At 58.5% G+C, this 25,728-nt stretch carries 22 protein-coding genes; 10 read left to right on the top strand and 12 right to left on the bottom strand.

Annotated features, from left to right (window positions below; translation table 11 throughout):
- Positions 1-7: 7 nt before the first annotated feature.
- From ARC85_RS06790 to ARC85_RS06780, 3 genes are all read right to left on the bottom strand, one after another.
- Complete coding sequence (locus tag ARC85_RS06790) at positions 8-667, bottom strand: GntR family transcriptional regulator (protein ID WP_286714567.1); 660 nt, start codon at positions 665-667, stop codon at positions 8-10.
- A gap of 64 nt (positions 668-731) precedes the next feature.
- Positions 732-2,168, bottom strand: coding sequence for a cardiolipin synthase (gene cls, locus ARC85_RS06785; protein ID WP_286714566.1), 1,437 nt, complete (start codon positions 2,166-2,168; stop codon positions 732-734).
- Complete coding sequence (locus tag ARC85_RS06780) at positions 2,165-3,205, bottom strand: AraC family transcriptional regulator (RefSeq protein ID WP_286714565.1); 1,041 nt, start codon at positions 3,203-3,205, stop codon at positions 2,165-2,167. The genes cls and ARC85_RS06780 overlap by 4 nt, the downstream gene beginning before the upstream one ends.
- Before the next feature lie 384 nt (positions 3,206-3,589).
- Here ARC85_RS06780 and ARC85_RS06775 point away from each other — a divergent pair, with 384 nt between their 5' ends.
- The 4 genes from ARC85_RS06775 (at position 3,590) to ARC85_RS06760 (ending at position 7,103) form a co-directional block, all read left to right on the top strand.
- Positions 3,590-4,384, top strand: coding sequence for an alpha/beta fold hydrolase (locus ARC85_RS06775; protein WP_228224338.1), 795 nt, complete (start codon positions 3,590-3,592; stop codon positions 4,382-4,384).
- A 101-nt stretch (positions 4,385-4,485) separates the two neighbouring features.
- Entirely contained in the window at positions 4,486-5,574 is a 1,089-nt protein-coding gene (locus tag ARC85_RS06770) for an SMP-30/gluconolactonase/LRE family protein (RefSeq protein WP_286714621.1), read from the top strand.
- On the top strand, positions 5,571-6,041 hold the full coding sequence (locus ARC85_RS06765; protein WP_286714564.1) for an acyl-CoA thioesterase: 471 nt from the start codon (positions 5,571-5,573) through the stop codon (positions 6,039-6,041). Before ARC85_RS06770 ends, ARC85_RS06765 begins: the two co-directional genes overlap by 4 nt.
- An 81-nt stretch (positions 6,042-6,122) precedes the next feature.
- Positions 6,123-7,103 (top strand): NADP-dependent oxidoreductase, encoded by a 981-nt coding sequence (locus tag ARC85_RS06760; RefSeq protein WP_113879497.1) that lies wholly within the window; start codon positions 6,123-6,125, stop codon positions 7,101-7,103.
- 15 nt (positions 7,104-7,118) lie between these two features.
- On the opposite strand, the gene ARC85_RS06755 is transcribed toward ARC85_RS06760, so the two are convergent.
- From ARC85_RS06755 to ARC85_RS06745, 3 genes are all read right to left on the bottom strand, one after another.
- Positions 7,119-8,987 carry a cation:proton antiporter gene (locus ARC85_RS06755; protein ID WP_199453060.1) on the bottom strand — a complete coding sequence of 623 codons (1,869 nt, stop codon included), beginning with the start codon at positions 8,985-8,987 and terminating at the stop codon, positions 7,119-7,121.
- A 21-nt stretch (positions 8,988-9,008) separates the two neighbouring features.
- A complete protein-coding gene (tcdA, locus tag ARC85_RS06750) occupies positions 9,009-9,815 on the bottom strand; it encodes a tRNA cyclic N6-threonylcarbamoyladenosine(37) synthase TcdA (RefSeq protein WP_286714563.1) in 807 nt (268 codons plus the stop codon).
- Between the two features lie 148 nt (positions 9,816-9,963).
- Positions 9,964-11,955, bottom strand: a complete 1,992-nt coding sequence (locus ARC85_RS06745; RefSeq protein WP_228224333.1) for a hypothetical protein — start codon at positions 11,953-11,955, stop codon at positions 9,964-9,966.
- 232 nt (positions 11,956-12,187) lie between these two features.
- Here ARC85_RS06745 and ARC85_RS06740 point away from each other — a divergent pair, with 232 nt between their 5' ends.
- Positions 12,188-13,345 carry a helix-turn-helix transcriptional regulator gene (locus ARC85_RS06740; RefSeq protein ID WP_286714562.1) on the top strand — a complete coding sequence of 386 codons (1,158 nt, stop codon included), beginning with the start codon at positions 12,188-12,190 and terminating at the stop codon, positions 13,343-13,345.
- Between the two features lie 199 nt (positions 13,346-13,544).
- Here ARC85_RS06740 and ARC85_RS06735 read toward each other — a convergent pair whose 3' ends face one another.
- Entirely contained in the window at positions 13,545-15,320 is a 1,776-nt protein-coding gene (locus ARC85_RS06735) for an acyl-CoA dehydrogenase C-terminal domain-containing protein (RefSeq protein WP_153740806.1), read from the bottom strand.
- Between the two features lie 176 nt (positions 15,321-15,496).
- On the opposite strand from ARC85_RS06735, the gene ARC85_RS06730 reads away from it, so the two are divergent.
- Positions 15,497-16,231 carry an SDR family NAD(P)-dependent oxidoreductase gene (locus tag ARC85_RS06730; RefSeq protein ID WP_286714561.1) on the top strand — a complete coding sequence of 245 codons (735 nt, stop codon included), beginning with the start codon at positions 15,497-15,499 and terminating at the stop codon, positions 16,229-16,231.
- 34 nt (positions 16,232-16,265) lie between these two features.
- Here the strand turns inward: ARC85_RS06730 and ARC85_RS06725 are convergent, their stop codons facing one another.
- Complete coding sequence (locus ARC85_RS06725; RefSeq protein ID WP_206855169.1) at positions 16,266-16,904, bottom strand: ChrR family anti-sigma-E factor; 639 nt, start codon at positions 16,902-16,904, stop codon at positions 16,266-16,268.
- Positions 16,901-17,500 carry a sigma-70 family RNA polymerase sigma factor gene (locus ARC85_RS06720; RefSeq protein ID WP_286714560.1) on the bottom strand — a complete coding sequence of 200 codons (600 nt, stop codon included), beginning with the start codon at positions 17,498-17,500 and terminating at the stop codon, positions 16,901-16,903. Before ARC85_RS06720 ends, ARC85_RS06725 begins: the two co-directional genes overlap by 4 nt.
- Positions 17,501-17,736: 236 nt before the next feature.
- Between ARC85_RS06720 and ARC85_RS06715 the strand changes: the two genes are divergently transcribed.
- A complete protein-coding gene (locus ARC85_RS06715) occupies positions 17,737-18,774 on the top strand; it encodes an AraC family transcriptional regulator (protein ID WP_286714559.1) in 1,038 nt (345 codons plus the stop codon).
- Positions 18,775-18,801: 27 nt separating this feature from the next.
- Here ARC85_RS06715 and speA read toward each other — a convergent pair whose 3' ends face one another.
- The gene (speA, locus tag ARC85_RS06710; protein WP_286714558.1) at positions 18,802-20,715 is read right to left on the bottom strand and encodes a biosynthetic arginine decarboxylase; all 1,914 of its coding nucleotides are present in this window, start codon (positions 20,713-20,715) and stop codon (positions 18,802-18,804) included.
- Between the two features lie 138 nt (positions 20,716-20,853).
- Here speA and speE point away from each other — a divergent pair, with 138 nt between their 5' ends.
- Complete coding sequence (gene speE, locus ARC85_RS06705; RefSeq protein WP_011784066.1) at positions 20,854-21,735, top strand: polyamine aminopropyltransferase; 882 nt, start codon at positions 20,854-20,856, stop codon at positions 21,733-21,735.
- A 63-nt stretch (positions 21,736-21,798) separates the two neighbouring features.
- Here speE and ARC85_RS06700 read toward each other — a convergent pair whose 3' ends face one another.
- Together ARC85_RS06700 and glnK are read right to left on the bottom strand one after the other, a co-directional pair.
- On the bottom strand, positions 21,799-23,070 hold the full coding sequence (locus tag ARC85_RS06700; RefSeq protein WP_011784067.1) for an ammonium transporter AmtB: 1,272 nt from the start codon (positions 23,068-23,070) through the stop codon (positions 21,799-21,801).
- A gap of 67 nt (positions 23,071-23,137) precedes the next feature.
- Entirely contained in the window at positions 23,138-23,476 is a 339-nt protein-coding gene (glnK, locus tag ARC85_RS06695) for a P-II family nitrogen regulator (protein WP_011784068.1), read from the bottom strand.
- A 378-nt stretch (positions 23,477-23,854) separates the two neighbouring features.
- On the opposite strand from glnK, the gene ARC85_RS06690 reads away from it, so the two are divergent.
- A complete protein-coding gene (locus ARC85_RS06690; RefSeq protein ID WP_011784069.1) occupies positions 23,855-24,106 on the top strand; it encodes an accessory factor UbiK family protein in 252 nt (83 codons plus the stop codon).
- Positions 24,107-24,172: 66 nt separating this feature from the next.
- A complete protein-coding gene (locus ARC85_RS06685) occupies positions 24,173-25,705 on the top strand; it encodes a YifB family Mg chelatase-like AAA ATPase (protein ID WP_153740801.1) in 1,533 nt (510 codons plus the stop codon).
- Positions 25,706-25,728 lie beyond the last annotated feature (23 nt).

Here is a 25,728-nt window from a genome sequence, read left to right as displayed (position 1 = left end):
CGCGGTATCAGTGATTCAGAGCGGACAGCACCTGCTCACACTGCTGCACGGCATAACGGTGCAGGATATCGGCCAGGGCCTGTTCGTCTCGTTCCCGTATCACCTGGATGGACTCTTCCATATGCGCCAGGTTGTCTTCCAGAACCTGTGTGCCGCCGTGGCGAAAGGCGACAAAGGCGCAGCGCTTGGCTGAGGGCCAGAGATCCTCAATGGCAGAGACAATAAAGTAATTGTCGGCGTACGCCAATGAGGCCTTGGTGTATTCAATCCCCAGCTCCAGAAACGCCATCAGATCATTTTTCTGGAAGCGGTCACGCATCTGCTCGTACAGGGATTCCAGCCGCTGCATGTCAGCCGGCTGCCACTGACGCACCAGCTTTCGCCCGGTGTGGGTCAGGTACAGTTCCAGGGTCTCGTAGAGACTGCGGACAAAGTGCTCGTCCAGGGGGGTGACAAACGCGCCCTTGCGGGGCACGTTACGCACCAGGTGGCGCTTCTCCAGCAGCAGCAGGCCTTCCCGGATGGAGCCGTGGCTGACATCCATCTGTTTGGCCATGGCACTTTCATAGATGCGCTCGCCGGAACGGAGTTGCTCGAAGGCAATCAGGTTTTCAATGTGACGAGCGACCTGCTCGGTCAGAGTTTCTCTGGGCTTGAATGCGTTCATGAAATGGTCGTTTACAGCATCAGTCGAGCGCTCATGTTCGCACAAGCGCCCGCCCGGGGCCAGATCAAAGCAGGGGCGCCAATAGTCGTACCGCCCGGCAGCCCAGCCGGAACAGGATGGAGCGCTGGCGATAGTCGTTTTCGGTCATGCGCCGGCTGGCCCCCAGATCTTCCTCCAGCATGGTTTCCACCTGCCGGATGAACGCCGGGCTGGTGTTAACGGCGGTAATCTCGAAGTTCAAACGCATGGAACGGTTGTCCAGGTTGGCAGTGCCAATGGCAGCGTAGCGGCTGTCCACCAGAACCACTTTCTGGTGCATGAAGCCGGGCTGGTAACGATAGATGCCGATGCCGGCCTGACTGGCCTGTACCAGGTAGGAATAGGCGGCCAGGCGAACCAGTGGACTGTCGGTTTTCTCCGGGATCAGGATGCGAACATCTACCCCCCTCAATGCCGCCAGCTGCAGGGCATTCATAATCTGGAAATCCGGCACGAAATAGGGCGAGGCAATCCAGATCCGGGTGCGGGCGTTGTTGATGCAGTTCAGGAAGAACAGCGTGCAGGTTTCCCAGGTGTCTGCCGGGCCGGTGGGCAACACCAGCACTTCCTGGTCGCCGGGAGGCGACGACATGGACGCCCAGTTAAGCTCCGGCCGGGTATTGCTGGCCCAGTTCCAGTCTTCCAGCCAGGCCAGCTGGAGGCCGGTGACCGCCGGCCCTTCTATCCGGCAATGGGTGTCGCGCCAGGGCTCCTGGTCCATGGCGGTGCCCAGGTATTCGTCGCCCAGGTTGATGCCGCCGACAAAGCCGACCTTGCCATCGCAGACCAGGAGCTTGCGGTGATTACGGAAGTTGATCTGGAAGCGCCGGCGCCGGATATTGCCGTCACCAAACGAGGCGATGCGGGCGCCGGCGGCTGAGAGTTCATTCAGCCATTTGCGGGACAGAAACGCGCTGCCAATATCGTCGTACAGGAACCAGACCTCCACGCCCTGGGCCAGCTTGCGTTCAAGGATGGCCTTGATGCGCTGGCCGACCCGGTCTGAGCGGACAATATAGAACTCCAGCAGCAGGTAGTGGCGGGCGTCTTCCATGGCATCGAACAAGGCTTCGAAGGTGGCTTCGCCGTCTCTCAGAAGCGTGCACCGGTTGCCGCTGGTGAACGGTTGCCGGCCGAGCTTGCACAGCACCGGCAGCTCATCGCTGAAATGCTCCTGGCCCGGATTGGTGATGGAGGTGGTCTGGCTTTCAAACTGATCCAACAGGTTGGTGAGGGATTCATCGCCTATGCGGCGCGCCTTGACGTAACCACCAAAGCGATAGCGGCCAAACAGCAGGAACATGGGCACGGCAATGTAGGGCAGGCCCACCAGTGCGAGAATCCAGGCAATGGCACCCTGGGCCGTACGATAGGTGAGCAGGATGCGATAAATACAGGCCAGCGCCGCCAGGTACAGCGCCGCCAGGGGAATGGCCAGCAGCGAAAGGTTTTCTGAAATCATGACTCGCGCCCCTGATGACTGGCCCGGAACTGGGCCGGGGCAACACCGGTCCAGCGCTTGAACGCACGGCTGAAGGCACTCAGCTCGGAGAACCCCAGAAGAAAGGCGATTTCGCCAAGCGCGTACTGGTCGTCGGCGACATAGCGAAGGGCCTTGTCCTTGCGGACCTGTTCCACCAGGTCGTGGAAGCTCATGCCTTCTTTCTTGAGTTTTCGGTACAGGGTCTGGCGGCTCATATGACACTGCCGGGCCAGGGTGTCAGCATCAATCCGGTCGGTGGCCATCTGACGGGAAATGAGCCGTCGCACCTTGCGGCTGAACGAGCGGCGGGTCTGTAGCCTGGCCATGACCGCATTGACCTGTTTCAGCACCGCTGAGTAAACGTAGGGATTGCGGTGCGGAATGGGGTGGCCCAGGTGCTTGCTGTCAAATGCCATGCGGGTAATGCCACAGCCAAAATGGACGGTACCACCGAACAGTTTGCGATATTCATCGGCGTACGCCGGCTCCGGGTGGGCAATTTCCAGCCAATCAGCCTCGATACCGCGATGGATAAAATGCCGGGTCCGGCACAGGGCAGCGGCCAGGGTGCGGTCCATGTCCTGTCGACAGTAATGATCCGGATGATCCGGCTGCCAGGTCAGGATGGCCTGGTCCGGGGTTTGCTCAAAACTCAGGGTGACCGATTCGTTGATCAGTCGGTGCAGCCGGACATACTGCACCACGGCTTCGCCCAGAGTGTCGCAGTTGAAGAACACATGGCCGACCAGTCCCATGCGCTCGGGGTCGATGACCTGGCCGGCATGCAGGCCGACGCCCGGATCGGCGGTCAACTGCTCGGCCAGTTCCCACAAACGGTAATGGGCAGAAGCGGGTACCCGCAGATCCGGATCTTTCAGAGTCGCCAGTGTCAGCCCGGTAGCCTGTTCCACCCGGACACGATCCAGAAGACCCCGTGTTTCCAGATAATGCACCAGCGCCAGTGTGCTGGATGCCGCCACCTGGGGCGATTCCGGATATTCGGTCTGGGGCTGCATGCCTGGGTTCTGCTCCCGGTTGTTATCTGATGGACTGATACAAAATGTCAAATGATTGGGACAGTGAGTCAACGGGTTGCCACTGCTTCAACGATAGCATGTTGGCTATCAGGTTGAAGTAATGCGTTGCAAAGTGGAGGTGTTGTATGGAACAGGAAATCTTTGTACCCCATAGCGAAACCGAGCGCAGAAACGTTCTGGCACTCGCTGAATACCTGGACAGCATTTTCTATTGCTGATCTTTCAGGCGTATGTCTGTGACCTTCCAGCCGGGCCCTGCCCGGCTTTTTTCTGCCCGTGGGGTTGGCACCAATTTCCCCTTGCCCCGTAAACTGGCAGTGGTAGTGTATCCGGTTTGATCCGATAACCGGAGGCTGCCAGACCATGAGTGTTGCACTGAACCACCGAATTTCCGGCCAGGGCGAACCGTTGATCCTGCTGCACGGACTGTTTGGTTCCCTGGAAAATCTGGGCGGTATTGCCCGTCGGCTTGAAGACGGCTGGCAGATTCACGCTCTGGATGAACGCAATCACGGCAGCTCTCCCCATACCGACGACATGGACTATCCGGCCATGGCCGAGGATGTCATTGCCTATCTGGATGCCCAGGGTATTGAAAAAGCCAGTCTGCTGGGCCACTCCATGGGCGGCAAGGTCGCCATGCAGGTTGCCCTGAAGCACCCTGAGCGGGTGCAGTCACTGATTGTGGCGGATATCTCGCCGGTTACCTACAAGGCCCACCACGACGCCATCCTTGAAGGCATGCAGCAGATGGACCTTCGTGGCGTGAAATCCCGGAGCGAGGCGGATGCCCGCCTGGCAGCGTTTGTTGAAATGGCGGGCGTGCGCCAGTTCCTGCTGAAAAACCTGGAGCGTATTCCGGCCCAGGAGCAGGCCGATGATGAGGTGACGTTTCGCTGGCGGCTGAACCTGCCTGTCATTGATGCCTGTTATGGCAAGCTGGCGGCCGCGCCGGAAGGGCAGGGACCGTTTGAGGGGCCGGTGCTTTTTATCAAGGGAGCGGATTCGGCCTACATCCAGGAGAAACACCGGGACACGATTCGTACCCTGTTTCCGGGCGCCGAGCTGAAAATCATTGAAGGCACCGGGCACTGGCTGCACGCAGAAAAACCGGACGCTTTTGCCATGCTGTGCCGGCGTTTTCTGGAACAGGCCTGATCTTGTCAGAAACCCTGTGATGTCTGCTAAGGTTAGGCACACGGAGTTATCCGCCGGGTCGCCTGCGGACAAAGAATCATAAAAGGGAACGGGCGCGCATGATGAAATGGTTGCTGGTTGGCTTGCTGGTTGTCTTTTTGTTGCTTGGCAGCTTTCTGCTGACCCCGTCTCCGATTGACAGTAAAGCCTGGGATGCGCCTTCGCCACCGGCCATGACCGGTGTGCTGGCGCCCAATGAACGGTTGCGGCTGGCGGATCTGCTTGCCCGTGGCGAGGTGTACGGCCCGGAAGACACCACCATCGGCCCTGATGGTGTGCTCTACACCGGTACCCAGGATGGGTGGATTGTTCGTGTTCACCCTGATGGTACGGTGGAACACTGGCTGGAAACCGGTGGCAGGCCGCTTGGACTTGTGTTTGACAGCAACGGCAATCTGATTGTCGCCGACGCCTGGAAAGGCCTGTTATCCATTACCCCTCAGGGTGACATCACGGTGCTTACCCGAGAGGCCGAGGGCACCCCCTTCCGGTTCACGGATGATGTGGTGATCGCCCCCGATGGCCGAATTTATTTCACCGACGCCAGTTCCCGCTTCCAGCAGCCTGATTACGTACTCGACTTGCTGGAGATGCGTCCTCACGGCCGGCTGCTGAGATACAATCCGAAGACCCGGAAAACCGAGGTGCTGCTGGGCAACCTGCACTTTGCCAACGGTGTGGCGGTAGCCCCTCAGGGCGATTATGTGCTGGTGAACGAGACCTGGAAATACCGCATTCTCCGGTACTGGATCAGTGGCCCCAAGGCTGGCAGGGCTGAGGTATTTGCCGACAACCTGCCGGGTTTTCCGGACAACCTGGCGGTGGACGGTGTGGGCCGTTACTGGGTCGCCTTCCCGACCTTGCGTAATCCCCGGGTCGATGCCATGCACAAGTCCCCCTGGCTGAAGGATCTGGTTGCCAAGTTGCCGGACAGCCTGAAGCCCAAGCCCCAGAACTACGGTCTGGTCGTCGCCTTCGATAGCAAGGGCCAGATGCTGACCAGCCTGCACGACACTCGCGGTACTCATCTGCAGGAGATTACCTCAGTTAATCCCCACGATGGTGTTCTATACTTTGGTTCACTTCACAACGACCGTATTGGCCGGCTACCGTTGCAGGCCATCCCTGGCCTTGGAGAAGCAACCCCATGACTGATGCCCCCGCCCTGAGCTGGGATTTGCCCGGCCCGTTCACCCTGAAAATCACGGTTCAGGCCGAAGATACCGATCGACTTGGCCACGCCAATAACGTGGTGTACATCCGCTGGCTGGAGGAAGTGAGCTGGGCGCACATCGAGAGTCTGGGCATGACCTGGGCCCTGCACGAGGAAACCGGCAAGGCCATGGCCATTACCCACACCGACGTGGACTACCTGATGTCCGCCAATGCCGGCGACCAGTTGGTGCTGGGCACCTGGTTGACTGACTGGGATGGTCGTTTCCGCTCGGCCCGACAGTTCCAGCTGATTCGCCGGGCCGATGGCAAAACCCTGTTGCGGGGCCTGTCCACTCACGCCTGCGTTGATATGAAATCCCAGCGCCCGGCACGGGCCCCGAAAGCATTCGTCGATATTCTGTCCGGCGCCCTGGTGCCCGGCGGCCGGGGCCTGCCGCGCTAGGGCCGTCGCCGGAAATATCTGCTAGTCTCATCCTTGATGCCCTTCGAGGGACATCTGACCCCATGCACTCCGGAGGCAATCATGGAACCTACCGACGTTAGTCAATCAATCCTCATGCAGCACGTGATCTACGGCGAGTTTGGTGAGCGGGAGGTGCTTCAGGTGGCGCAGGCTCCGGTGCCTGAGCCCCGGGAGGGTGAAGTGGTTATCCGAGTGCATGGCGCCGGTTTGAACCCGATTGACTGGAAAACCCGGAAGGGGCTGGGGTTCGCCGCCCGACAGATCGAAAACCGGCTGCCCTGGACGCCGGGGTACGACGTTGCCGGTGAGGTCGTCGCCGTTGCTGAGGGCGTGACCACCCTGGCCCCGGGCGACCGGGTGATGGGTATGGTGGGCTTTCCGGCCGGCGGTGGTGCATATGCGGAGTACACACTGGCTCGTGCTGACGAGTTGGCCATCGTCCCTGATGAGCTTGATCTGGTGACTGCCGGCGCGGTGCCGCTGGCGGCATTAACGGCCTGGCAGGCCCTGTTTGAGGTGGCCAGGCTGGAATCCGGTCAGAAGATACTGATTCATGCAGGCGCGGGCGGTGTCGGCCATTTTGCGGTTCAGTTTGCGCTGGAGCGTGGTGCCCATGTGGTGGCAACAGCCTCACCGGCCAATCGGGATTTTCTGGCAGAGCTCGGCGTGCACGAAGTGATTGATTACCACACTACCGACGTGGCTGAGGAGTGCTATGGCCTGGATGTGGTACTGGACCTGGTGGGAGGGGAAGCCGGCAAACGCTCCCTGCATACCTTGTCAGAAACCGGCGTGCTGGTGACCATTCCTACCGTGACCGCCGATGACATTGTCAGTGCCGCCGAGGCCATGGGGCTTCGGGCCCATGGTATGACCGTGAGGCCGGATGTGTTTCACCTGGACGAGATCGCCGAGCTGATTGAGGACGGCGATGTGCGGGTTCACATTGAACAGGCTTTCCCGCTGGATCAGGTGCAGGCCGCCCACGCATTGCTGGAGGGCGGCCACGTCCGTGGCAAGCTGGTGCTCGACTGCCGCTGACGGAGGCGAATAGCGTCAGGCTGGAGCGGCACCGCTTGCCGTTTTGTCGCCCTTCTCACCGGCAGGTTCTTCCCGGTCCCGACGTTCCTTCTGGGGTTGTGGGGGAACCAGGCTGATCAGTACCCAGTCGTCACCGGGCTCGAGGGTTTCCATGTCCTTGACCGGGTGAATATGGTCCCGACTGTCGCGTACGAACAACACCAGGGCCTGGTTCTGATACTGGTTCAGAAACTGCTGGTAGCTGAACTCTTCGCTTAGCTGCGTGGTTTTCACGGTGTAGCCCTGGCTGACCAGGCTCGCCAGCTTGGCATAGCTGACACCATCGAACAGACCCCGGGTCCGCTGGACCTTACCTGCGGTCTGAAGCCGCGCCCGCTGATCCTGGTCGCCTTCCACCAGGCCAAACACCGAATCATCTCCGAACCAGTCCAGAAAATGGTAGGTGGCCAGACTGTTCATCTGCTTGTATGGCGACAGTATCAGGAGGTTGCCGATCCCGGTCAGGTCCATATGTGTGGCGGCATGTTCCGACACCGGGTTGCCGAAATACACCGGCAGGTTTTCCATGCGCGCCTGGCGCACGTTCTCCCAGTTGGTGTCGGTCAGCATGGTGGGAATGTCATGCTTTTTCAGGGCCTGGGCCACCAGCCGGGCCACCGGGTTGGCGCCCAGAATCAGGAAGCCGTGCGCGGGCGGTTCCTGAACCCCCAGCAGTTTTGCCACGGGTCGGGCAGTGAGGCTTTGCAGGGTAACGGTGGTGATGATGAGCATAAACACCAGTGGTACCAGTACGCCGGCACTCTCATAGCCGATTCGCTCAAGCTGGAATGCGAACAGCGCTGAGACCGCCGCAGCGACAATGCCACGTGGAGCAATCCAGCTCAGGTACAGCTTTTCGCGCCAGTTCAGTGTGGTGCCAATGGCCGAGAGGAAAATGCTCGCGGGGCGTGCAATCAGCATGAGGATGGCCAGCACAGCAACCAGGCCCCAGCCCAGTTCGGCGATGGCTGCAAACTCTACACGGGCGGCCAGAATGATAAACAGGGCCGAAATGAGCAAGACACTGAGGGATTCCTTGAATTCCAGAATGCTGTCGACCGGAACCTGCTTCATGTTGGCCATCCAGATGCCCATCACGGTCACGGTGAGCAGCCCCGATTCGTGGGCCAGTTCATTGGAAATGGCAAAGACACCGAGCATGAAGGTGAGTGTGCCGGCGTTATGCAGGTACTGGGGAATCCAGTGCTTTCTGAGGACCAGGCCGTTCAGGTAGCCGGCGGCGGCACCGATGGCAAAGCCTACCAGCAGGGTTTTGCCAAAAATATAGAGGGAATGGCTGAAAACATTGCCTTGGCCCCAGGAAACGATGCCCTCGAACACCAGAACCGCCAGCAATGCGCCCACCGGGTCAATGATGATGCCTTCCCAGGTGAGGATGTTCGCCAGCTTGGAGGTGGGTCGTACAGCCCGGAGCAGGGGCGCAATCACCGTGGGCCCGGTGACCACGGATATGGCGCCGAACAACAGTGCGACTTCCCAGGACACTTCGAGAATCCAGCGGGCGGCCAAGGTACCGATGATGCAGGTGACAATGGTGCCCACCGGAATCAGGTTACGCACCATCTTGCCGTGGCCTTTTATTTCCTCGTAGCGCAGGGTAAGACTGCCCTCGAACAGGATGATGGCCACTGCCAGGGAGATGACGGGAAACAGCAGGTCGTCAAAAATGGCTTCCGGTTGCAGGAAGCCGGTCACCGGGCCGGCAAGGATGCCGCCGGCGAGCAGGAACAGGATAGCCGGCATGCGTACTCGCCATGCCAGCCACTGACAGACCAGGGAAGAAACGCCGATACCGGCCAGAATTAACGTGGTGCTTACGGCCATAAAAGGGCCCCGATGGTTGAATTAGGCGTTGGCCTTACGGGCGACGCGGTTCAGCAGCCGGGACGCTGCGAAAAAGCCGAAACTCGCGGTCACCGGGCTGGCAGCACCAAAACCGGTGGCGCAGTCGAGCCGCACCGGGCCATCGCTTGTCGGTTTCTGTTGACATACCTCGCCGTCGGGGGCGGGATAGGTCAGTTGTTCCAGTGAGTATACAGCTTCTACGCCGAAGCGCCGTTTCGGGTTTCGGGAAAAACCGTATTCCCGGCGCAACATATTACGGACCTTGGCCAATAATGGATCCTGTGTGGTTTTCGCCAGGTCTGCAACCTGGATCTGGGTCGGATCCATCTGGCCCCCGGCACCACCGGCACAGATGATCGGAATCTTGCGCCGCTGGCAGTGGGCAATCAGCGCCGCTTTTGCCTTCACACTGTCGATGGCATCCACCACGCCGGTCATATCTTCGGTGATCAGCTCGCCGACATTCTTCACCGTGAGAAAGCCAAAGTGCACCCGAATATCCGCCTGGGGATTGATGGCGCGCAACCGCTCCGCCATGGCATCGGTTTTGGTTCGACCATACTGGCCCTGCAGAGCGTGTAGCTGCCGGTTGGTGTTGGAGACACAGATGTCGTCCATATCAATCAGGGTGATGGTGCCGATACCACTACGCGCCAGAGCTTCTGCCGCCCAGGAACCGACGCCACCGAGACCAACAATGGCGATGTGAGCATGGCGGAAAGCATGCAGGGCCTTGCGGCCGTAGAGGCGTTCTATGCCTCCGAAGCGGAAAGCGTAGTCGTCGGTCTGTGCAGGGTTTGATGCCATTGAGGCTTTCCGGTAGGCAGAAGAGTTCAACATGAATTTGGCGCAGATTGTACCGCAGCGAGCCTCCTGACGACCATGTGGGTTCAGAACAAAAAGGCGGGCTCATGGGAGCCCGCCTTTTTGCCGCTGCTTGGTTGCGGGTCAGGTCTTAGTTTGTCTCGGTCAGAATCACGAGCCCCAGTTCATCCGGATCGCCCTCGGTGGGTTCCCAGCGCAGTGCAAACAAGCCAAGTGAGGCGTCTGCATTGAAGAACCCATCCAAGGTTGTTGAACCCTCAGAGCTACCGACGGTTATCGTCGTTGCACCGTTGGCACTGATGCTGGCAGAGGCCTCTGCACCATCCACCATGTCGGTAGAAACAGATAGCTGCCCACCCAGGGTGGTCTTTTCTACTTCCAGGAAGCTACCGCTGATTGCGCCTTCGGTTTCACTTGCCATGGTCAGGAAAGTATTGAACTTGCTGCTGGAAAGCAGGAAACGCTCCTGAGTATCCAGTTTCATCGAAATAAGTTGTAACCGGTATTGCTTGCCTGCCACGCTGGGCCCACTGTCTGTGGGCAGCTTGGTCATCAGGGTCATGTCGAGCTCAGAGTAACTGCCAAGCTCGCCATCGCCGCCAGACATGACAATGAAGTCGCCGGTATCGTTAATAAAACCATCGGCAGGCTCACCACCGGCCTCTGTGATATCACCGGAACTGTCGACAACAAAGGTGCCAGTGTCCGCTGGGTCTGTAATCGGCACATAGCCCGGGCCACTTGCTGAAAGACTGATCTGGTGACCATGTCCTTCCATGACCTCTGCGTAGTTGAAGTTTCCATTGCCGTCGAAGGTGATGGTGTTGACTTCGGTTTTCAGTATCAGCTCACCGGTCGTGATTTCAGACGCGATATAAACCCGGCCAAACTGGCCTGACAGGTCGCTGCTCTGAAAGTTGGTTGGTTGCCGTGCAAAGACCTCAAAAGACCGGGAGATCTCGTCGCCCAGTTTCTGGGAGGGGTCTAGCGCATCGGGTGTGCCGTCGTCGTTGGTATCGATCACGGCGTAACGAACGCTGGCTTCATTGGGTTGGACAAAAAACAGGCCTCGCTCACCAGCCTGCACCAGATTGTAGGTTACTGCAGGCCAGCGCCAGCCTTCCTCCTCTTCGATTTCCTCTTCGAACTCGCCCTGGATAGCGAGGATGCCCGATTGGGTCAGAATGCCGTCGAAGGTTTCATTAACCTCTTCGAATTCGGACTCATGGTTGAGCCATTCAGCGCTGGACAAGGATGGGCCTCCCCGGCTTCCGTAGAGATCATCTTCATCGACCAGGGTGACGTTGACGACGTTTTCGCCACCGTCTGCCAGCTGAAAACTGGATGCCCACAAACTGTGGGCATAGGTGCCCGAACTGTGATTTTCAGCGTCGTGGAGTTCAAGTGCGAAGGCGGCGCTCCGGTAATCGCCAGCGACTGTGCTGGCCTCACCCTTGCCACCGGCTACCACGGCAACCTCGCTCTCTACGAAATCGCCGACTTCGCTCTCCAGTGTGCTGAACATTTCATCAAGATTGGCCCCGGCAGTCAGATCAAACTCTTCAACCTTGCCACTTAGTTTGACCACATCGGTGACAACCAACTGATCTAGGTCGGCACCCGTCTCGATGAACTTGCGAAGAACAAACTCGGACACCGGGTTTATATCGACGTCTTTTTCGACAACCTGTGCGCGCAGTTGCTTATTGTTTTGCCCGGTAATTCGAACCACGAGATTACCTGCAAGGTTAACGCCTTGCGGCAGTGTTAGCTTGTAGTTTCCTGTTGTTGACGTGGCGGTTTGAGCGAGCACGTCGCCGATTTGGTTGCCCTCATCATCCACGCGAATGAGTTCTACCGTGGCACCTTTTACGGGGTTGAGCCCGGTAATGGCTGCAGCGACAGGAGCTACAACAAAGTTCAATGCGACTTCAAAAATACTCGGCTGGGTAAAGCTGGCTATAGTACCTTCTTCACCAGGAGCGGTGGCGGTACCTGAAATAGTTTCTCCGGATACTGTCTCGCCCCCGGTACTCCCTCCACCGCTACTTCCTCCACATCCCGCAATACCAACAACCGAAGAGACCGCTGCGGCCAACGCCAGTTTTTTAAAACCGTTCATAACAACTCCTTGATTCAAAAAAGTACCCTGATTCGCCGGATGAACCAGGCTCTGCCCGAAGGCTCCCTGAGGAAGGGTTATTGAGATATAGCAAGGGTGGTCGGGGGGCGCCCCACCCGTTTGGGGAGTGCGGGCCGGCTACTTGTATGAAATTTGTAACTATGAGAGGTTGGAATATCTTTGAAACCTACACTAAATTGTGTAGGAAACATCGATACAAGAGTGGACCGCTGTGCATTGCTCCGACCGGGAAGGCTTTTTCAATCATGACTTCCATGAACTGATCGGCCTGATCTACGATTCGGTTACCTCGGAACAAGGTTTCTTTCCGTTTCTGCAGCGGTTTATCCAGGTGTTTAACGGCCACAGTGCATCGTTTGCAATTTATAACACTGCGGAGAATGCTCTTCTCGGTGCCTGGACCGTGAATATTCCCGAAGAGGCTCTTAGCTTCTATTCCGAACATGTTTCCCACCGGGACGTATTGGTTGAAAAAGCGATATCGGTCAACCGCCAGGGTAGCTGCAGGTTTGTTGCCAGTAACCTCGATCTTGGCCCCGATGTTAAGCGCTTGCGGCGCGATACCCGGGCCGAAGAGTGGTTAGAAAGCTACGGGGCTTGCGAAGCGGCCGGAGCGATTGCCTATATGGACGGGCATTACCTGAACTTTTTCGGAATGCAGCGCTCTCCTGGCCAACCTGAATTCAGTTATGAAGAGCTCAGCGTCTTCGATGGATTCCTGCCCCACCTGCACCGAGCCGTGGGCCTGTATACCCGGCTGATGCAGCGGCGGTGTGGTCCGGCGGTTGAGCGACTGGTACTTGAACGTGTCGATCGGGGCATCATCATTTGTGATGCATCCTTCCGGGTGGCCTTCAGGAATGGCAAGGCAGATGACATCCTTAAACGCAACGCAGGTTTGTGGGTAAACAAGGATGGCATGCTGGTGGCCCATGGGAACGAGAATGCGCGGCAGTTTGCGGTGCTTTTATCAGCGGCTGTTGAGGCATCAATTGCAAGGCGGGAGCTCGATGACCAGGTTTTCAGCCTGGAACAGGGGCCGCAGCGCATCACGCTGATTGTAACTCCCCTGCAGGGAGCGGCCGGGGCAGAGAGCATGGCACAGGGGGTGCTCGTTACATTACACGACTGGAGCTGGAGCAACGAAATCAACGACGATCTGCTAAAGAGCCTGTTCGATCTTACGGATGCGGAAGCAGGGGTAGCGGCGGAGCTTGTTGGTGGTCAGAGCTTGTCGGATATTGCGGTAACCTCGGGGCGGTCACGGGAAACCGTCAAGTACCACCTTAACAATATATTCCGGAAAACCGGCACGAGCCGTCAGGGCGAGTTGGTGTCACTGTTGTCGCGGGCTTGCAGCTCTGTTTAATGCCGTGGCCATAAAAAAAGCCGCGCATAGCGCGGCTTCAAGAAGGTACCAGCCTCGCAAGGAGGCGGGTTGGACTAGTTCAGAGACACTAATCAACGTGACCATTATCAATTTCTGATCTGTCTTGATGAAGGTCACAAATTGCCATTTGTCGGTCATTTCCGGCCAGGATTTTTGGCCTGACCGGAAGCTCTGCCGCTTAGGCCATCCACTGCTCATCTTCCAGGGCCATCAGGCTGTCTTTGCCGGACTGGATATCCCGTAGCAGCCAGTCCGCCTCAGGCATCAGTTTCTCGAAATAGAAACGGGCGGATACCTGCTTGCTTTCCAGTAGTGGCTTGTTACCTGCGCCGGCTTCGAGCTGCTGGCCAGCCACGGCAGCCATGCGGGACCACAGATAGCCGATGACGGTCAGGGCTGTCAGACGCAGATATGGTGTCGCCGCAGCGCCAGCCTGCTCCGGATCTTTCGGGGCATTCTGGGCCAGCCACAGAGTGGCCTGCTCAAGACCCTTGACGGCGCCTTTCAGTTCTTCCCGGTAGGGCGCATCAGGATTGTCTTTCAGGTAACCCGTCAGCTCGGCAAACAGGGCGCGTACCAGTTGCCCGCCCTTCAGCGACAGTTTGCGGCCCACCAGATCCATCGCCTGGATGCCGTTGGTGCCCTCGTAGATACGGGCGATACGGCCGTCGCGTACCAGTTGTTCCAGCGGCCAGTCCTGGGTGAAGCCGGAGCCACCCAGTACCTGCTGGCCCCAGTTGGCGTTGTTGTAGCCCTCATCGGTCAGGAAGGCTTTGACCACCGGCGTCAGCAGTTGCACCAGATCATCGGCGTTTTCACGCACCTTTTCGTCCGGGTGTGCCACGGAGAGATCCAGCTGGTGGCCGGTAAACAGTGCCAGTGCACGCATGCCTTCGTTCAGCACTTTCTGGCGCATCAGCATGCGGCGTACGTCCGGGTGCACAATGATCGGGTCGGCCGGGCCGTCGGGATTCTTCGGGCCACTCAGGGAGCGGCTTTGCAGACGTTCCCTGGCGAATGCCAGGCTCTCCTGGTAAGCCATTTCCGCCAGGCCCAGGCCCTGCATGCCCACCATCAGACGAGCTTCGTTCATCATGGTGAACATGGCGCTCATGCCTTTGTTGGGCTCGCCCACCAGCCAGCCCTTGGCGCCTTCAAAGTTCATGACGCAGGTGGCGGAACCCTTGATGCCCATCTTGTGCTCCAGGCCACCACAGAAGGCCGGATTGCGCTCACCGGAGTCTGGCAGGAACTTGGGTACCACAAACAGGGAAATCCCTTTGGTGGTGTCTGGCGCGCCCGGCAACTTGGCCAGCACCAGATGGACAATGTTGTCCACCAGATCGTGCTCACCGCCGGTGATCCAGATTTTGGTGCCCTCAATCGCGTAGCTGCCATCATCATTCGGCGTGGCTTTGGTGCGAATCAGGCCCAGATCGGTGCCACAATGGGGCTCGGTCAGGCACATGGTGCCGGTCCATTCGCCGGAAATCAGTTTTTCCAGATACGTCTGCTTAAGCTCTTCCGAGCCGTGGGCAAAGAGGGCGCTGATGGCACCATGCGTCAGGCCGGGGTACATGCCCAGCGACAGGTTAGTGGAGCACACCATCTCGTCCACCACGAATTTCAGCGTGTGAGGCAGGCCCTGGCCGCCAAACTCCAGTGGCGCGTCCAGCGCGGTCCAGCCACCTTCGACAAACTTCTGGTAGGCCTCTTTGAAGCCGTCTGGAGTCTTGACCAGTTTGGTTTCGGGGTCGTAGCTGCAGCCCTGACGGTCGCCAACCTGGTTGGTGGGCTGAATGACCTCTGCCGCCAGCTTGCCGGCCTCATCAATGACCGCGGAGATCAGGTCCGGTGTGGCATCGGCATATTTTTCCAGCTCGTGCAGCTTGTCTGCACCCAACACATCAAACAACAGAAAGCGAAGATCGTTCGCTGGTGCCTGGTATTGCATGGATACTCTCCTGTTTTGATTTGACGGTCTCAACGACCGCCGGATGTCGTCGTTTTGATCTGGAAGCCTCTCTTCATACGGGCGTTTGAATTATTTGGTTTGCTTCAGGATGGCCCGAACGCATTGATTTTTCGTATCAACGGCATGGTGTTGATTGATAATCGGGAGATCGGTGAATGACGACCGTTATTGCGGGGGTGTCCGGTGCCATCGGTGCGGCATTGGCCCGACGTTATCTGAGGAGCTATCCGGACCTGAGCCTGGTTGGGCTGTGCCGGATGCCGGAGACGGCGCCGGACGCTTTGAAAAATCACTCTGGCGTGAGATTGATGGCCTGGGATGCAGAAGACGAGCAGGTGCTTGATGTCGCCGAGTTCAAGGCTGTGCTGGAAGCTTCTGGTCCGGTTGACACCGTTATTTATGCCGCAGGCCTGCTGCACGATGACCAGTTGTTTCCGGAGAAACGGTTGGAGGATATTGATGGCCGAAGCATGATGCGAAGCTACCAGGTGAACTGCGTCGGGTTTGCCCTGCTGATTCAGAGGCTCGCTCCGGCGCTGAGGGGAAAGCACTTCAAGCGTATTGCCGCGGTGTCTGCGAAGGTGGGGTCTATTTCGGACAACCAGTTAGGGGGCTGGTACGCCTATCGCGCCTCCAAGGCGGCCATGAATATGGTGGTAAAGAACCTTTCTATTGAATTGTCGAGGCGTTACGCGCCACTGGCCTGCGTTTCCCTGCACCCGGGCACCACCTTGTCGCCGCTGAGCCAACCGTTTCAGCAGTCGCTGGAGCGGTTAACGGTACACGAGCCAGAGCAGACGGCAGGCAATCTGTTTTCGGTTCTGGAAAGCCTTGATGCCAGGGATAATGGACGTTTTATCAGTTGGGATGGCAGTGATCTGCCATGGTAGCGCAGTCATGCTGCGGCGGCGCCGCAGCATACTGTTAACGCAGGAACGGATTGAGCAGGCGGGTGAAGGTCCCGGTCAGCTTCAGGGGGGCGCTCAGCACGGACAGCGTAATGCAGTCTTCGCAGCCGACGGCCACCGGACGATGTTCGTCCTGTTCGTTCAGAACCACAAAGTCCCACTGATTGAATACGCCCTTCTGGTCTGCAAATGCCCCTTGAAGCACAATCGTGGTTTCATCGCCACGGTGGGTATGGGCCGGCGCCTTGCCGCCCGCTACCAGTTTTTGCAGAACGACCCTCTCGTTCTGGCCGGGAAACTTGTCGGTAATGTCGAGCACACTCACGTCCGCAAGCTGACGTTTCCAGGGCAGCGCATTGATGTCATCCCCGAGCAGTTTCTGCAGAGGGCTCACCTTAGGTTGAGGAACCACCGGAGATGATGCTTGCGGGGAACTATCGATGCGCGCCATCAGTTGATCAAAGCTCGAATCAGCCACCGTCACCTTTGGCTGGTGATCCATCATGACCGCGCCCAGGCTGTTCAGGGTATCGACCCGGCTACGGCAGTGGGGGCACTGCTCCAGATGCAGGCGGATGCACAGTGCATGGGGCTCGCTCAGGTTGCCCGCACTGTACTCCATCAGACTCAGGCTGTCGGGATGGTGCCGTGTCATACGTTTTGATCCTGCAAAATCACTTTCAGTTTGTTCAGTGCCAGGCGAACCCGGCTTTTCACGGTGCCGAGAGGAATGTTGAGCTCATCTGCCACCATCTGATGGGATTTGTGCTCCATATATACCTTCGCGATTACGGTAATCTGCTCTTCCGGGAGCTGGCTCAGCGACTCCCGGATGCGCCGCTCGGACATCAGGCGGTGCAGGGAGGTAACTGGTTCGTCTTCGTTATCACCCGGAATCTGCCAGAGATCCTCGGTTTCCACCGCCATCTCAACACTGGTCCGCTGCATTTTACGCAGCATATCAATGCGCTGATTCCGGGCAATGGTGAAAATCCAGGTGGAAGCGGCCGCCTTGCGCCAGTCGTAAAGACAGGAACGGCGCCAGATAGAGACGAAGACTTCCTGCACCAGCTCTTCCGCGTGGCTGGCCAGCCCGTTCGAGATTGCGTAGTACTTGATCTGCGGGGCAAAGTGCTCGAACAAAGCATGATAAGCCGCCCGATCCTGATGCTTGCCGACTTTTTCCAACAAAACACCCCAGGGGTCTTTGCGCCCTTCGGTTTTCGTTGGTTGCTGCTCCAGTGTTGTCACCGGGCGCTCCTTGACAGTTATCGTATTTGAGCTGGCTATGGTCATCATTCTATGCACTCGTCACAGATTTGTCAGTGAGAGTGTTTACGCAATGGATTACCGGGCGGATTCATGGATTCTGAAAAAAATTCTCGGGATGGCCTGAAGGCCGGAAGAACTGCGTCACCGGGGTTATTGCCGGTTGCCCCGGCAGGGGCTAGTCTGATCGGTAAAACAACGATCAAAAATTCCAGACCATGAACGCAACGCTCTCCAGTGGCTCTTTGCCCGTTATGCGGGTGCATTACGCTGAAATTCTCTGCCAGTTGGCAGAGGAGCGTGGGGTGCGTCGTTCGGATCTCGTGTCAGTGACCGGTATTCGAAACAGCCAGCTCCGTCATCCCGACAATTTCATTACGCTCGATCAGTTCACTGCGTTATGCCAGCAGGCACTGACCCGCTGTGGTGATGAATGCCTGGGGCTGGAATACGGCAAACGTCTGAAATTCACCGCGCACGGAGCCCTGTCCCAGGCTGCCATCAGTTGCGACACCCTGGAGCAGGCGCTGGCGGTGTTGATCAAATACTTCCGGATCCGGTTTGCCTACATGTCGCTGGCGTTCTTTGTCGAGGATGAGGATGCAGTGATTCAACTGGAAATTCACCACGACACCGAGAAGCTTCATCGGTTTAATATTGAAGTGGTGATGGCCACCCTGATGGACGTGAATTACCTGTTATTCGGCACTCAGTTACTGGATGGCGGGCGGTGCCTGGTGGATTACCCTCGCCCCGAGGATGTTGAGCGCTACCAGTATCTGTTCGGCGGCAAGGTCACGTTCTCGGCGGGAGTAAACCAGTTGCGCTTTCGCAAGTCGTTTCTGGGGTTACCGATGTCACTGTCCAATCCGGTTGCCCGCCGGGTGGCAGAAGCCCAGTGCGAGGAAGAAATGCGCCAGATGGAAGCATCTGCCTCGGTGAGCGATCGGGTCTTGCGTTTGCTGGAGTCTGCCCGGGATGGGCGTTTGCCCGGCCTCGAGGATGTGGCGCAGCAAATGGGGGTGTCGCCACGAACGCTTCGGCGGCAGCTCTCCGCCGAGGGTGGCGGGTTTCATGGTCTTCAGGAGAGTGTGCGACATCAGCGGGCCCGGGAGCTGCTGTTGCGCCATTCGGCGATGAGCATTGACGAGATCGCCGAGCATCTGGGTTACAGCGACCCGTCCAATTTTGGCCGGGCCTTTCGCAAGTGGGAAGGAATGTCGCCCTCGGCCTGGCGCCGGGACAATCAGACCTGATCACGCCTTTTCATCCGTCCTGACGTCTTATCCTTCTTCCAGGTAGGTATAGCCCTCAAGCCCGGAGGACAGCTCGGCCAGCAGCGTTTGCTGCAGCTCTTCAGCCAGGCCGCTGTGCCGGAACTTCTGCCGGTAGGCCTCAAGCAGGTTGGCGGGCTCGAAATTCACATAACGCAGTACTTTCGCCACGGTGTCCCCGGTAATGGGTTCCCCCACCTGATATTGCCCCCGGTGGTCCAGCTTCACATCCACCGAGTGGGTATCGCCGAACAGGTTGTGCATATCGCCAAGAATTTCCTGATAGGCGCCGGTCATGAAGAAACCCATCAGCAAGGGGGATTCCGGGTCGTGTTCGGGCAGTGGCAAGGTGGTTTCGATGCCCTGGCCGTCCACGTACTGATCAATCCGGCCGTCCGAATCGCAGGTGATATCCTGAATCACGGCCCGCCGGTTCAGTGACCGGTTAAGCCCGTTGATCGGCATCACCGGAAAGATCTGATCGATGCCCCAGACATCGGGCAGGGACTGGAACAGGGAAAAGTTCACGAACAGTTTCTCCGCAAGCTTCTCGTTCAGCTCGTCGATGATTTCCCGGTGCGCCCGGTTGGCGCTGTCCAGCTCGGCCCGGAGCATCCGGCAGCAGCGCACGTACAGGGTTTCGGCCCGGGCCCGCTCCTGCAGGGACAGCAAACCGTGGGCAAACTGGGCGTGGACATCGGCCATGGCGTGCAGGATGTCGTGATAGATTTCCGCCAGTGAGCGGGGCGAGTCCTCATCCTGAAGACTTTCCAGGTCTCGCCAGAGATCCTGCAGCGGCGCGGGGGCCTCAGCAGCGGGTTCCGTAGGCTCGCGGTTGTCCGGGTATTCGCGGTCAATCACATTGGTGACCAGTACCGAGTGATGCGCGGTGAGCGCCCGGCCGGATTCACTGATCAGGTCCGGGTGTGGGATACCCTGACGGTCACACTCGGACTGCAGCACGTGCACCACATTGTAGGCGTATTCGAATACGCTGTAGTTCATGGAGCAGCTACTGCGGGAACGGGTTCCTTCGTAGTCGACACCCAGGCCGCCGCCGATATCGACGGTACCGATGGGGGCGCCCATCGCGTGCAGTTCCGTGTAGAAGCGAGCGCACTCACGCAAGCCGGTCTGGATGTCCCGGATATTGGCAATCTGTGAGCCGAGATGGAAATGCAGCAGTTGCAGGGTGCCCAGGGCTCCGGCCTGTTTCAGGGTATCCACCACATCCAGTACCTGGCTGGCAGACAGACCGAACTTGGATTTCTCGCCCCCGGTATTTTGCCAGTTGCCCTTGCCAATAGTCGCCAGCCGGGCTCGCACGCCAATCAGCGGGGAAATGCCCAGCTTTTTTGCTTCTTCCAGAATCAGTGGCAGTTCCGACTGCTTTTCCACCACGATAAACACCCGGTGACCCAGTTTCTGGCCGATCAGTGCCAGGCGGATGTACTCCCGGTCCTTGTAGCCGTTGCAGACAATCACCGAACCGGCCTGCTTTGCCAGCGCCAGTACGGCCATCAACTCCGGTTTGCTGCCGGCTTCAAGGCCCACCTGGTTGGCCGAGGCGGCCGGTTCGGCTGACAGCAGTTCCTCCACCACCCGGCGCTGCTGGTTTACCTTGATGGGGTAAACCGCGGTATAGCGGCCCCGGTAGCCCTGCTCCTGAGTGACTTTGTTGAAGGCATTGCAGAGCTTGTTGACCCGATCGTGCAGGATATCGGTAAAACGAATCAGAACCGGCAGGGGAACACCTGCATCGGCCAGTGAACGAGTCAGCGCTGGCAGGTTGATGCGGGCGTCGCTTCTGCCCCGGTCCGGGCAGATTTCAACCTCGCCCTGACCGTTGACTGAAATGTATCCGTCACTCCAGTGAGCGATGTTGTAGACCTTGTGGGCTGGTGATGCAGCGGTTTCAGCCATTGTTGCTATCCTGTCAGGAAACCCGGGGCGGCCGGCGGGCCGGTAACAGGCTGCATTGTAGGAGCTGACCACTGCACCTACAATACGCCCCTTTCAGATGCCCCGGCACATTGCAGCGGCACACAGTGGGAGACAGACATGACCGCATTGAACGAAGGCTGGTTCACCGAGGTATTTCAGGACCAGGGCACCGCTTTTTCCCTGCAGGTAAAGCGCAAGCTCCATGAAGAGCAGACGCCATTTCAGAAACTCGAAATCTATGAAACCGAAACCTTCGGCAACCTGATGGTTCTGGACGGCTGTGTGATGCTGACCACCAGGGACAATTTCCTGTACCACGAAATGATGACCCATCCTGCGCTGTTCACCCACAAGGACCCGAAAAAAGTGGTCATCGTCGGTGGTGGCGACTGCGGCACCCTGAAAGAAGTGCTGAAACACCCTGGAGTGCAGGAAGCCTGGCAGGTGGAGATCGATGAGCGGGTAACCCGCATGTCTGAGAAGTATTTTCCAGAACTGTGCGAAGCTAATGGCGACCCCCGTGCCAACTTCTTTTTCGGTGATGGCATCCAGTGGATGCGTGATATCGAGCCGAACAGCATTGATGTGCTGATTATCGACAGTACCGACCCGGTGGGTCCTGCGGAAGGCCTGTTCGCACTGGATTTCTATCGCGATGCCATGTTGGCCCTGAGGGAGGGCGGTATCATCGTGCAGCAGAGCGAATCCCCCCTGCTGCACACCAATACCATCATCAAGGACATTCACGATGACATGCACAAAGCCGGTTTTGGCCATGTGCAGACATTGCCATTCCCCCAGCCGGTATACCCCACGGGCTGGTGGAGCTGCACCATGGGCAGCAAGGAAAACCCGCTGAAGTATTTCCGCGAGGAAGATGCCAACAACCGCCCCTTTGTCACCCGTTACTATAATGCCGGGGTGCACCACGGTGCCTTGGCCATGCCGCAGTTTATGGTGGATGCGCTGGAAGATGAGGTTCGCCCGGAAGAGGGTTGAACCAGAGCTTAAAGAAGAAGGGCGCCACAAGGGCGCCCTTCTTTGTTCCGGTAGGTAGCGGTGTTACTGCTTGCCGCTGACAAACTCCGGATAGGCTTCCATACCGCACTCGGAGAGGTCGACACCTTCGTATTCTTCCTCTTCGGTCACACGGATACCCATGACGGCCTTCAGGATACCCCAGACAACCAGGCTGGCCACGAATACCCAGATAAAAATGGTCAGGGCGCCGATGATCTGGCCGCTGAAGCTCACATCGCCGTTGGTAACCGGTACCAGTAGCAGGCCCAGCAGACCACAGACACCGTGGGCAGAGATGGCGCCGACCGGATCGTCGATGCGCAGCTTGTCCAGAGTGACGATGCTCAGTACCACCAGGATGCCGCCCAGGGCGCCCCAGATAGTGGCTGTCAGCGCGCTCGGGGTGGATGGCTCGGCGGTGATTACCACCAGACCGGCGATCGCACCGTTCAGCAGCATGGTCAGGTCAGCCTTGCCAAACATCAGGCGAGCGGTGATCAGGGCGGCAATAGCGCCACCGGCAGCGGCTGCGTTGGTGTTCAGGAACACCATGGCCACGGAGTTGGCACTGGCTACGTCGCCGAGTTTCAGTACAGAACCACCGTTGAAACCGAACCAGCCCATCCACAGGATGAAGGTACCCAGAGCGGCCAGCGGCATGTTGGCGCCCGGGAAGGCACGGATTTCACCGTTGGGGCCGTATTTGCCTTTACGCGGGCCAAGCAGCAGTACGCCAGCCAGGGCCGCAGCGGCACCTGCCATGTGTACGATGCCGGAGCCGGCGAAGTCACTGAAGCCAAGATCACCGAGGTTGTACATACCGAACACATCGGCGCCACCCCAGGTCCACGCGCCTTCCAGCGGGTAGATAAAGCCAGTCATGAAGACCGCGAATACCAGGAACGCCCACAGCTTCATGCGCTCGGCAACCGCGCCGGACACGATGGACATGGCGGTGGCCACGAACACGACCTGGAAGAAGAAGTCAGAGGCCGCCGAGTAGATGGAGCCGCCGGTGAAGCCGTCTTCACGGGTGGCGAAGTCACCCAGTACGCCGTCCACGTCCACATCGGCGATGCCGGAGAGGAAGACGTTACCGCCGTACATGATGGCGTAACCGCACACCAGGTACATGGTGCAGGCCACGGCAAAGAGCGCGACGTTCTTGGTCAGGATTTCGGTGGTGTTTTTAGCACGCACCAGGCCGGACTCGAGCATGGCAAAGCCTGCGGCCATCCACATGACTAATGCGCCACACACGAGAAAATAAAAGGTATCTATTGCATACTGCAGGTGAAAGAGATTGCTTTCCATAGGAAGCCCTCCGCACAAGGCTCTTCAGGTTATAAGTTTTTTGCGTTGGCTAGGTGTCAGTTCTGGATCAGACTGCTTCTTCGCCGGTTTCGCCTGTCCGGATCCGGATAGCCTGTTCCAGTTCAGTCACGAATATTTTGCCGTCGCCGATCTTGCCGGTGTTGGCTGCTTTGGTGATGGCTTCGATGACCTGGTCCAGCAGGTTGTCGCCAATGGCGATCTCCACTTTGACCTTGGGCAGGAAATCCACCACGTATTCCGCGCCACGATAGAGCTCTGTGTGGCCTTTCTGCCGACCGAAGCCTTTGACTTCAGTGACGGTTACGCCTTGTACGCCAATCTCGGATAGTGCCTCACGGACATCATCCAATTTGAAAGGCTTGATGATCGCTGTCACAAGTTTCATTGCTTTCTCCTTGGTAAAGCCGTCCCAACAGTGAGGGCCCGTCGGCCGGTTGTTGAGTTCGGGATGCTGCCACCTCGCACATCAATTGTGCGGATTGCGTACGAGGGCTTTAGCATCGGGTATGCCAACGCAAAAAATAGCTTTTAAAACAAACTCTTAATTATTGTCTGTGCCGAAATGGCGCAGCTTGATGCACTGTTGTGGTGCGTTGTGCCTGTGATTGTCTCAAAACAGCGCAGTCGGGCCATCGGCCGCGGCCATTATAATGCCGACCGGGTACAGTATGGCAGGGGGTAGGGTGTGATACACTCCCGCAAACACCCCGGCGACACGGAAAATAGTCTGATATCGCCGAAAAACCGATACGAGAGGTGATTGATGAAAGGGCCCCAGGAAATTTTTTCTCAGTTGCAGGGTCAGTTTGGCCAGTTTGTTCCCGATATGGCTCGGGCAGCACGGGAAGATTTTGAAACCCAGGCCCGGGCCACGGTGATGTCGGTTCTGTCCCGGCTGGAGCTGGTGACCCGGGAAGAATTTGATGCCCAGCAGGCGGTCCTGATGAAAACCCGTGAAAAGGTTGAGGCCCTGGAAAAACGTGTTGCCGAACTGGAGCAACGCCAGAGTTCCTGATGGTTTGCCCGGGCGGCAGGGTCGCTGCCCGCAACGACTGATTGTTCTGTGCCATGGAAGGTTGTCATGCTCGCTATTGTCCATTCGCGCGCCAGCATTGGCGTGTCTGCTCCCCCGGTTACCGTTGAGGTGCACCTGTCTGGTGGCCTGCCGGCATTATCCATCGTCGGGCTGCCGGAAACCGGAGTGAGGGAAAGCAAGGATCGGGTTCGCAGTGCACTGCTGAATGCCGGTTTCGAATTCCCCGCCCGTAGAATCACCATCAATCTCGCGCCTGCTGACCTGCCCAAAGAAGGTGGCCGTTTTGATTTGCCCATTGCCTTGGGCATCCTGGCAGCCTCCGGCCAGATTCCCCCCGAAAGCCTCGAAAGCCACGAGTTTCTCGGGGAACTGTCCCTGGATGGTGCGCTTCGGCCCCTCAAGGGGATATTGCCCGCGGTACTGGCGGCTCGCGAAGCAGGCCGTTCGCTGTTGCTACCTCAGGACAACGCCGAGGAAGCTGCCCTTGCCAGCCGTGATGATGTGCTTGCCGCGAGCCATCTGCTGACAGTGTGTGAGCATCTGACGGGCCGTGCCAGGCTGGTTCCTGTTCCTCGATCTGAAACGCCGGGAGACGGTTCCGCAGCGGTGTCTGTGGCCGATCTCTCAGAGGTGCGAGGCCAGCAAGTGCCCCGTCGGGCGCTGGAGGTGGCCGCAGCTGGCGGTCACAATCTGCTGTTTTTCGGCCCGCCAGGAACCGGTAAAAGTATGCTGGCGAGCCGGTTACCGGGCATTCTGCCAGGTTTGCCAGATGAGGCAGCCATGGAGGTGGCCAGCGTGCATTCCGTTGCTGGCCAGCCGCTAAAGCCAGGTGGCTGGCGTCAGCCACCATTCAGGGCGCCTCATCACACGGCGTCTGCAGTGGCGCTGGTGGGCGGTGGCAGCAGTCCTCGCCCGGGTGAGATCTCTCTGGCGCACCGGGGGGTGTTGTTTCTGGATGAACTGCCGGAGTTTGAACGGCGGGTCCTGGAAGTGCTGCGGGAACCTATGGAAACTGGCGAAATCTCCATCAGCCGGGCGGCGCGGCAGGTCACTTTCCCAGCGCGATTTCAGGTCGTGGCCGCCATGAACCCATGCCCATGTGGTTACAGTGGTCACCCCAATATCGAGTGCCAGTGCACGCCGGCACAGGTGATGCGTTATCGGGCAAAGATCTCGGGGCCGTTGCTGGATCGGTTCGATCTGCATGTGGAGGTTCCAGTGCAGTCCGGAGAGGTCTTGCTCGGTTCCGGGGCGTCCGGTGAGAGTAGCGCCAGTGTCAGGGCCAGGGTTCTGGCTGCCAGGGCCCGGCAGAAGGCTCGTGGGATGCTCAACTCGGGCCTCTCGGGAGCGTTGCTGGATCAGGCTTGCCGGCTGGATGCGGCCAGTGAGCGGTTGTTGACCCGGGCCATGGAGCGACTGGGGTTGTCGGCCCGGGCGCTCCATCGAATATTACGACTGGCCCGCACCCTGGCGGATCTGGAGGGTGCTGAACACCTGAGCCAGTCGCACCTGATGGAGGCGCTGGGTTACCGCCAACTCGACCGTCAGACTGGCCAGGGGTCGGTTGTCTCCGCCTGAAGCTACTGACTCTGGTAAACTGT

Origin of the sequence: Marinobacter sp. tcs-11, assembly GCF_002049515.1 — a bacterium.
Lineage (GTDB): Bacteria > Pseudomonadota > Gammaproteobacteria > Pseudomonadales > Oleiphilaceae > Marinobacter > Marinobacter nauticus.
This window is presented reverse-complemented; position numbering and strand designations above follow the sequence as displayed.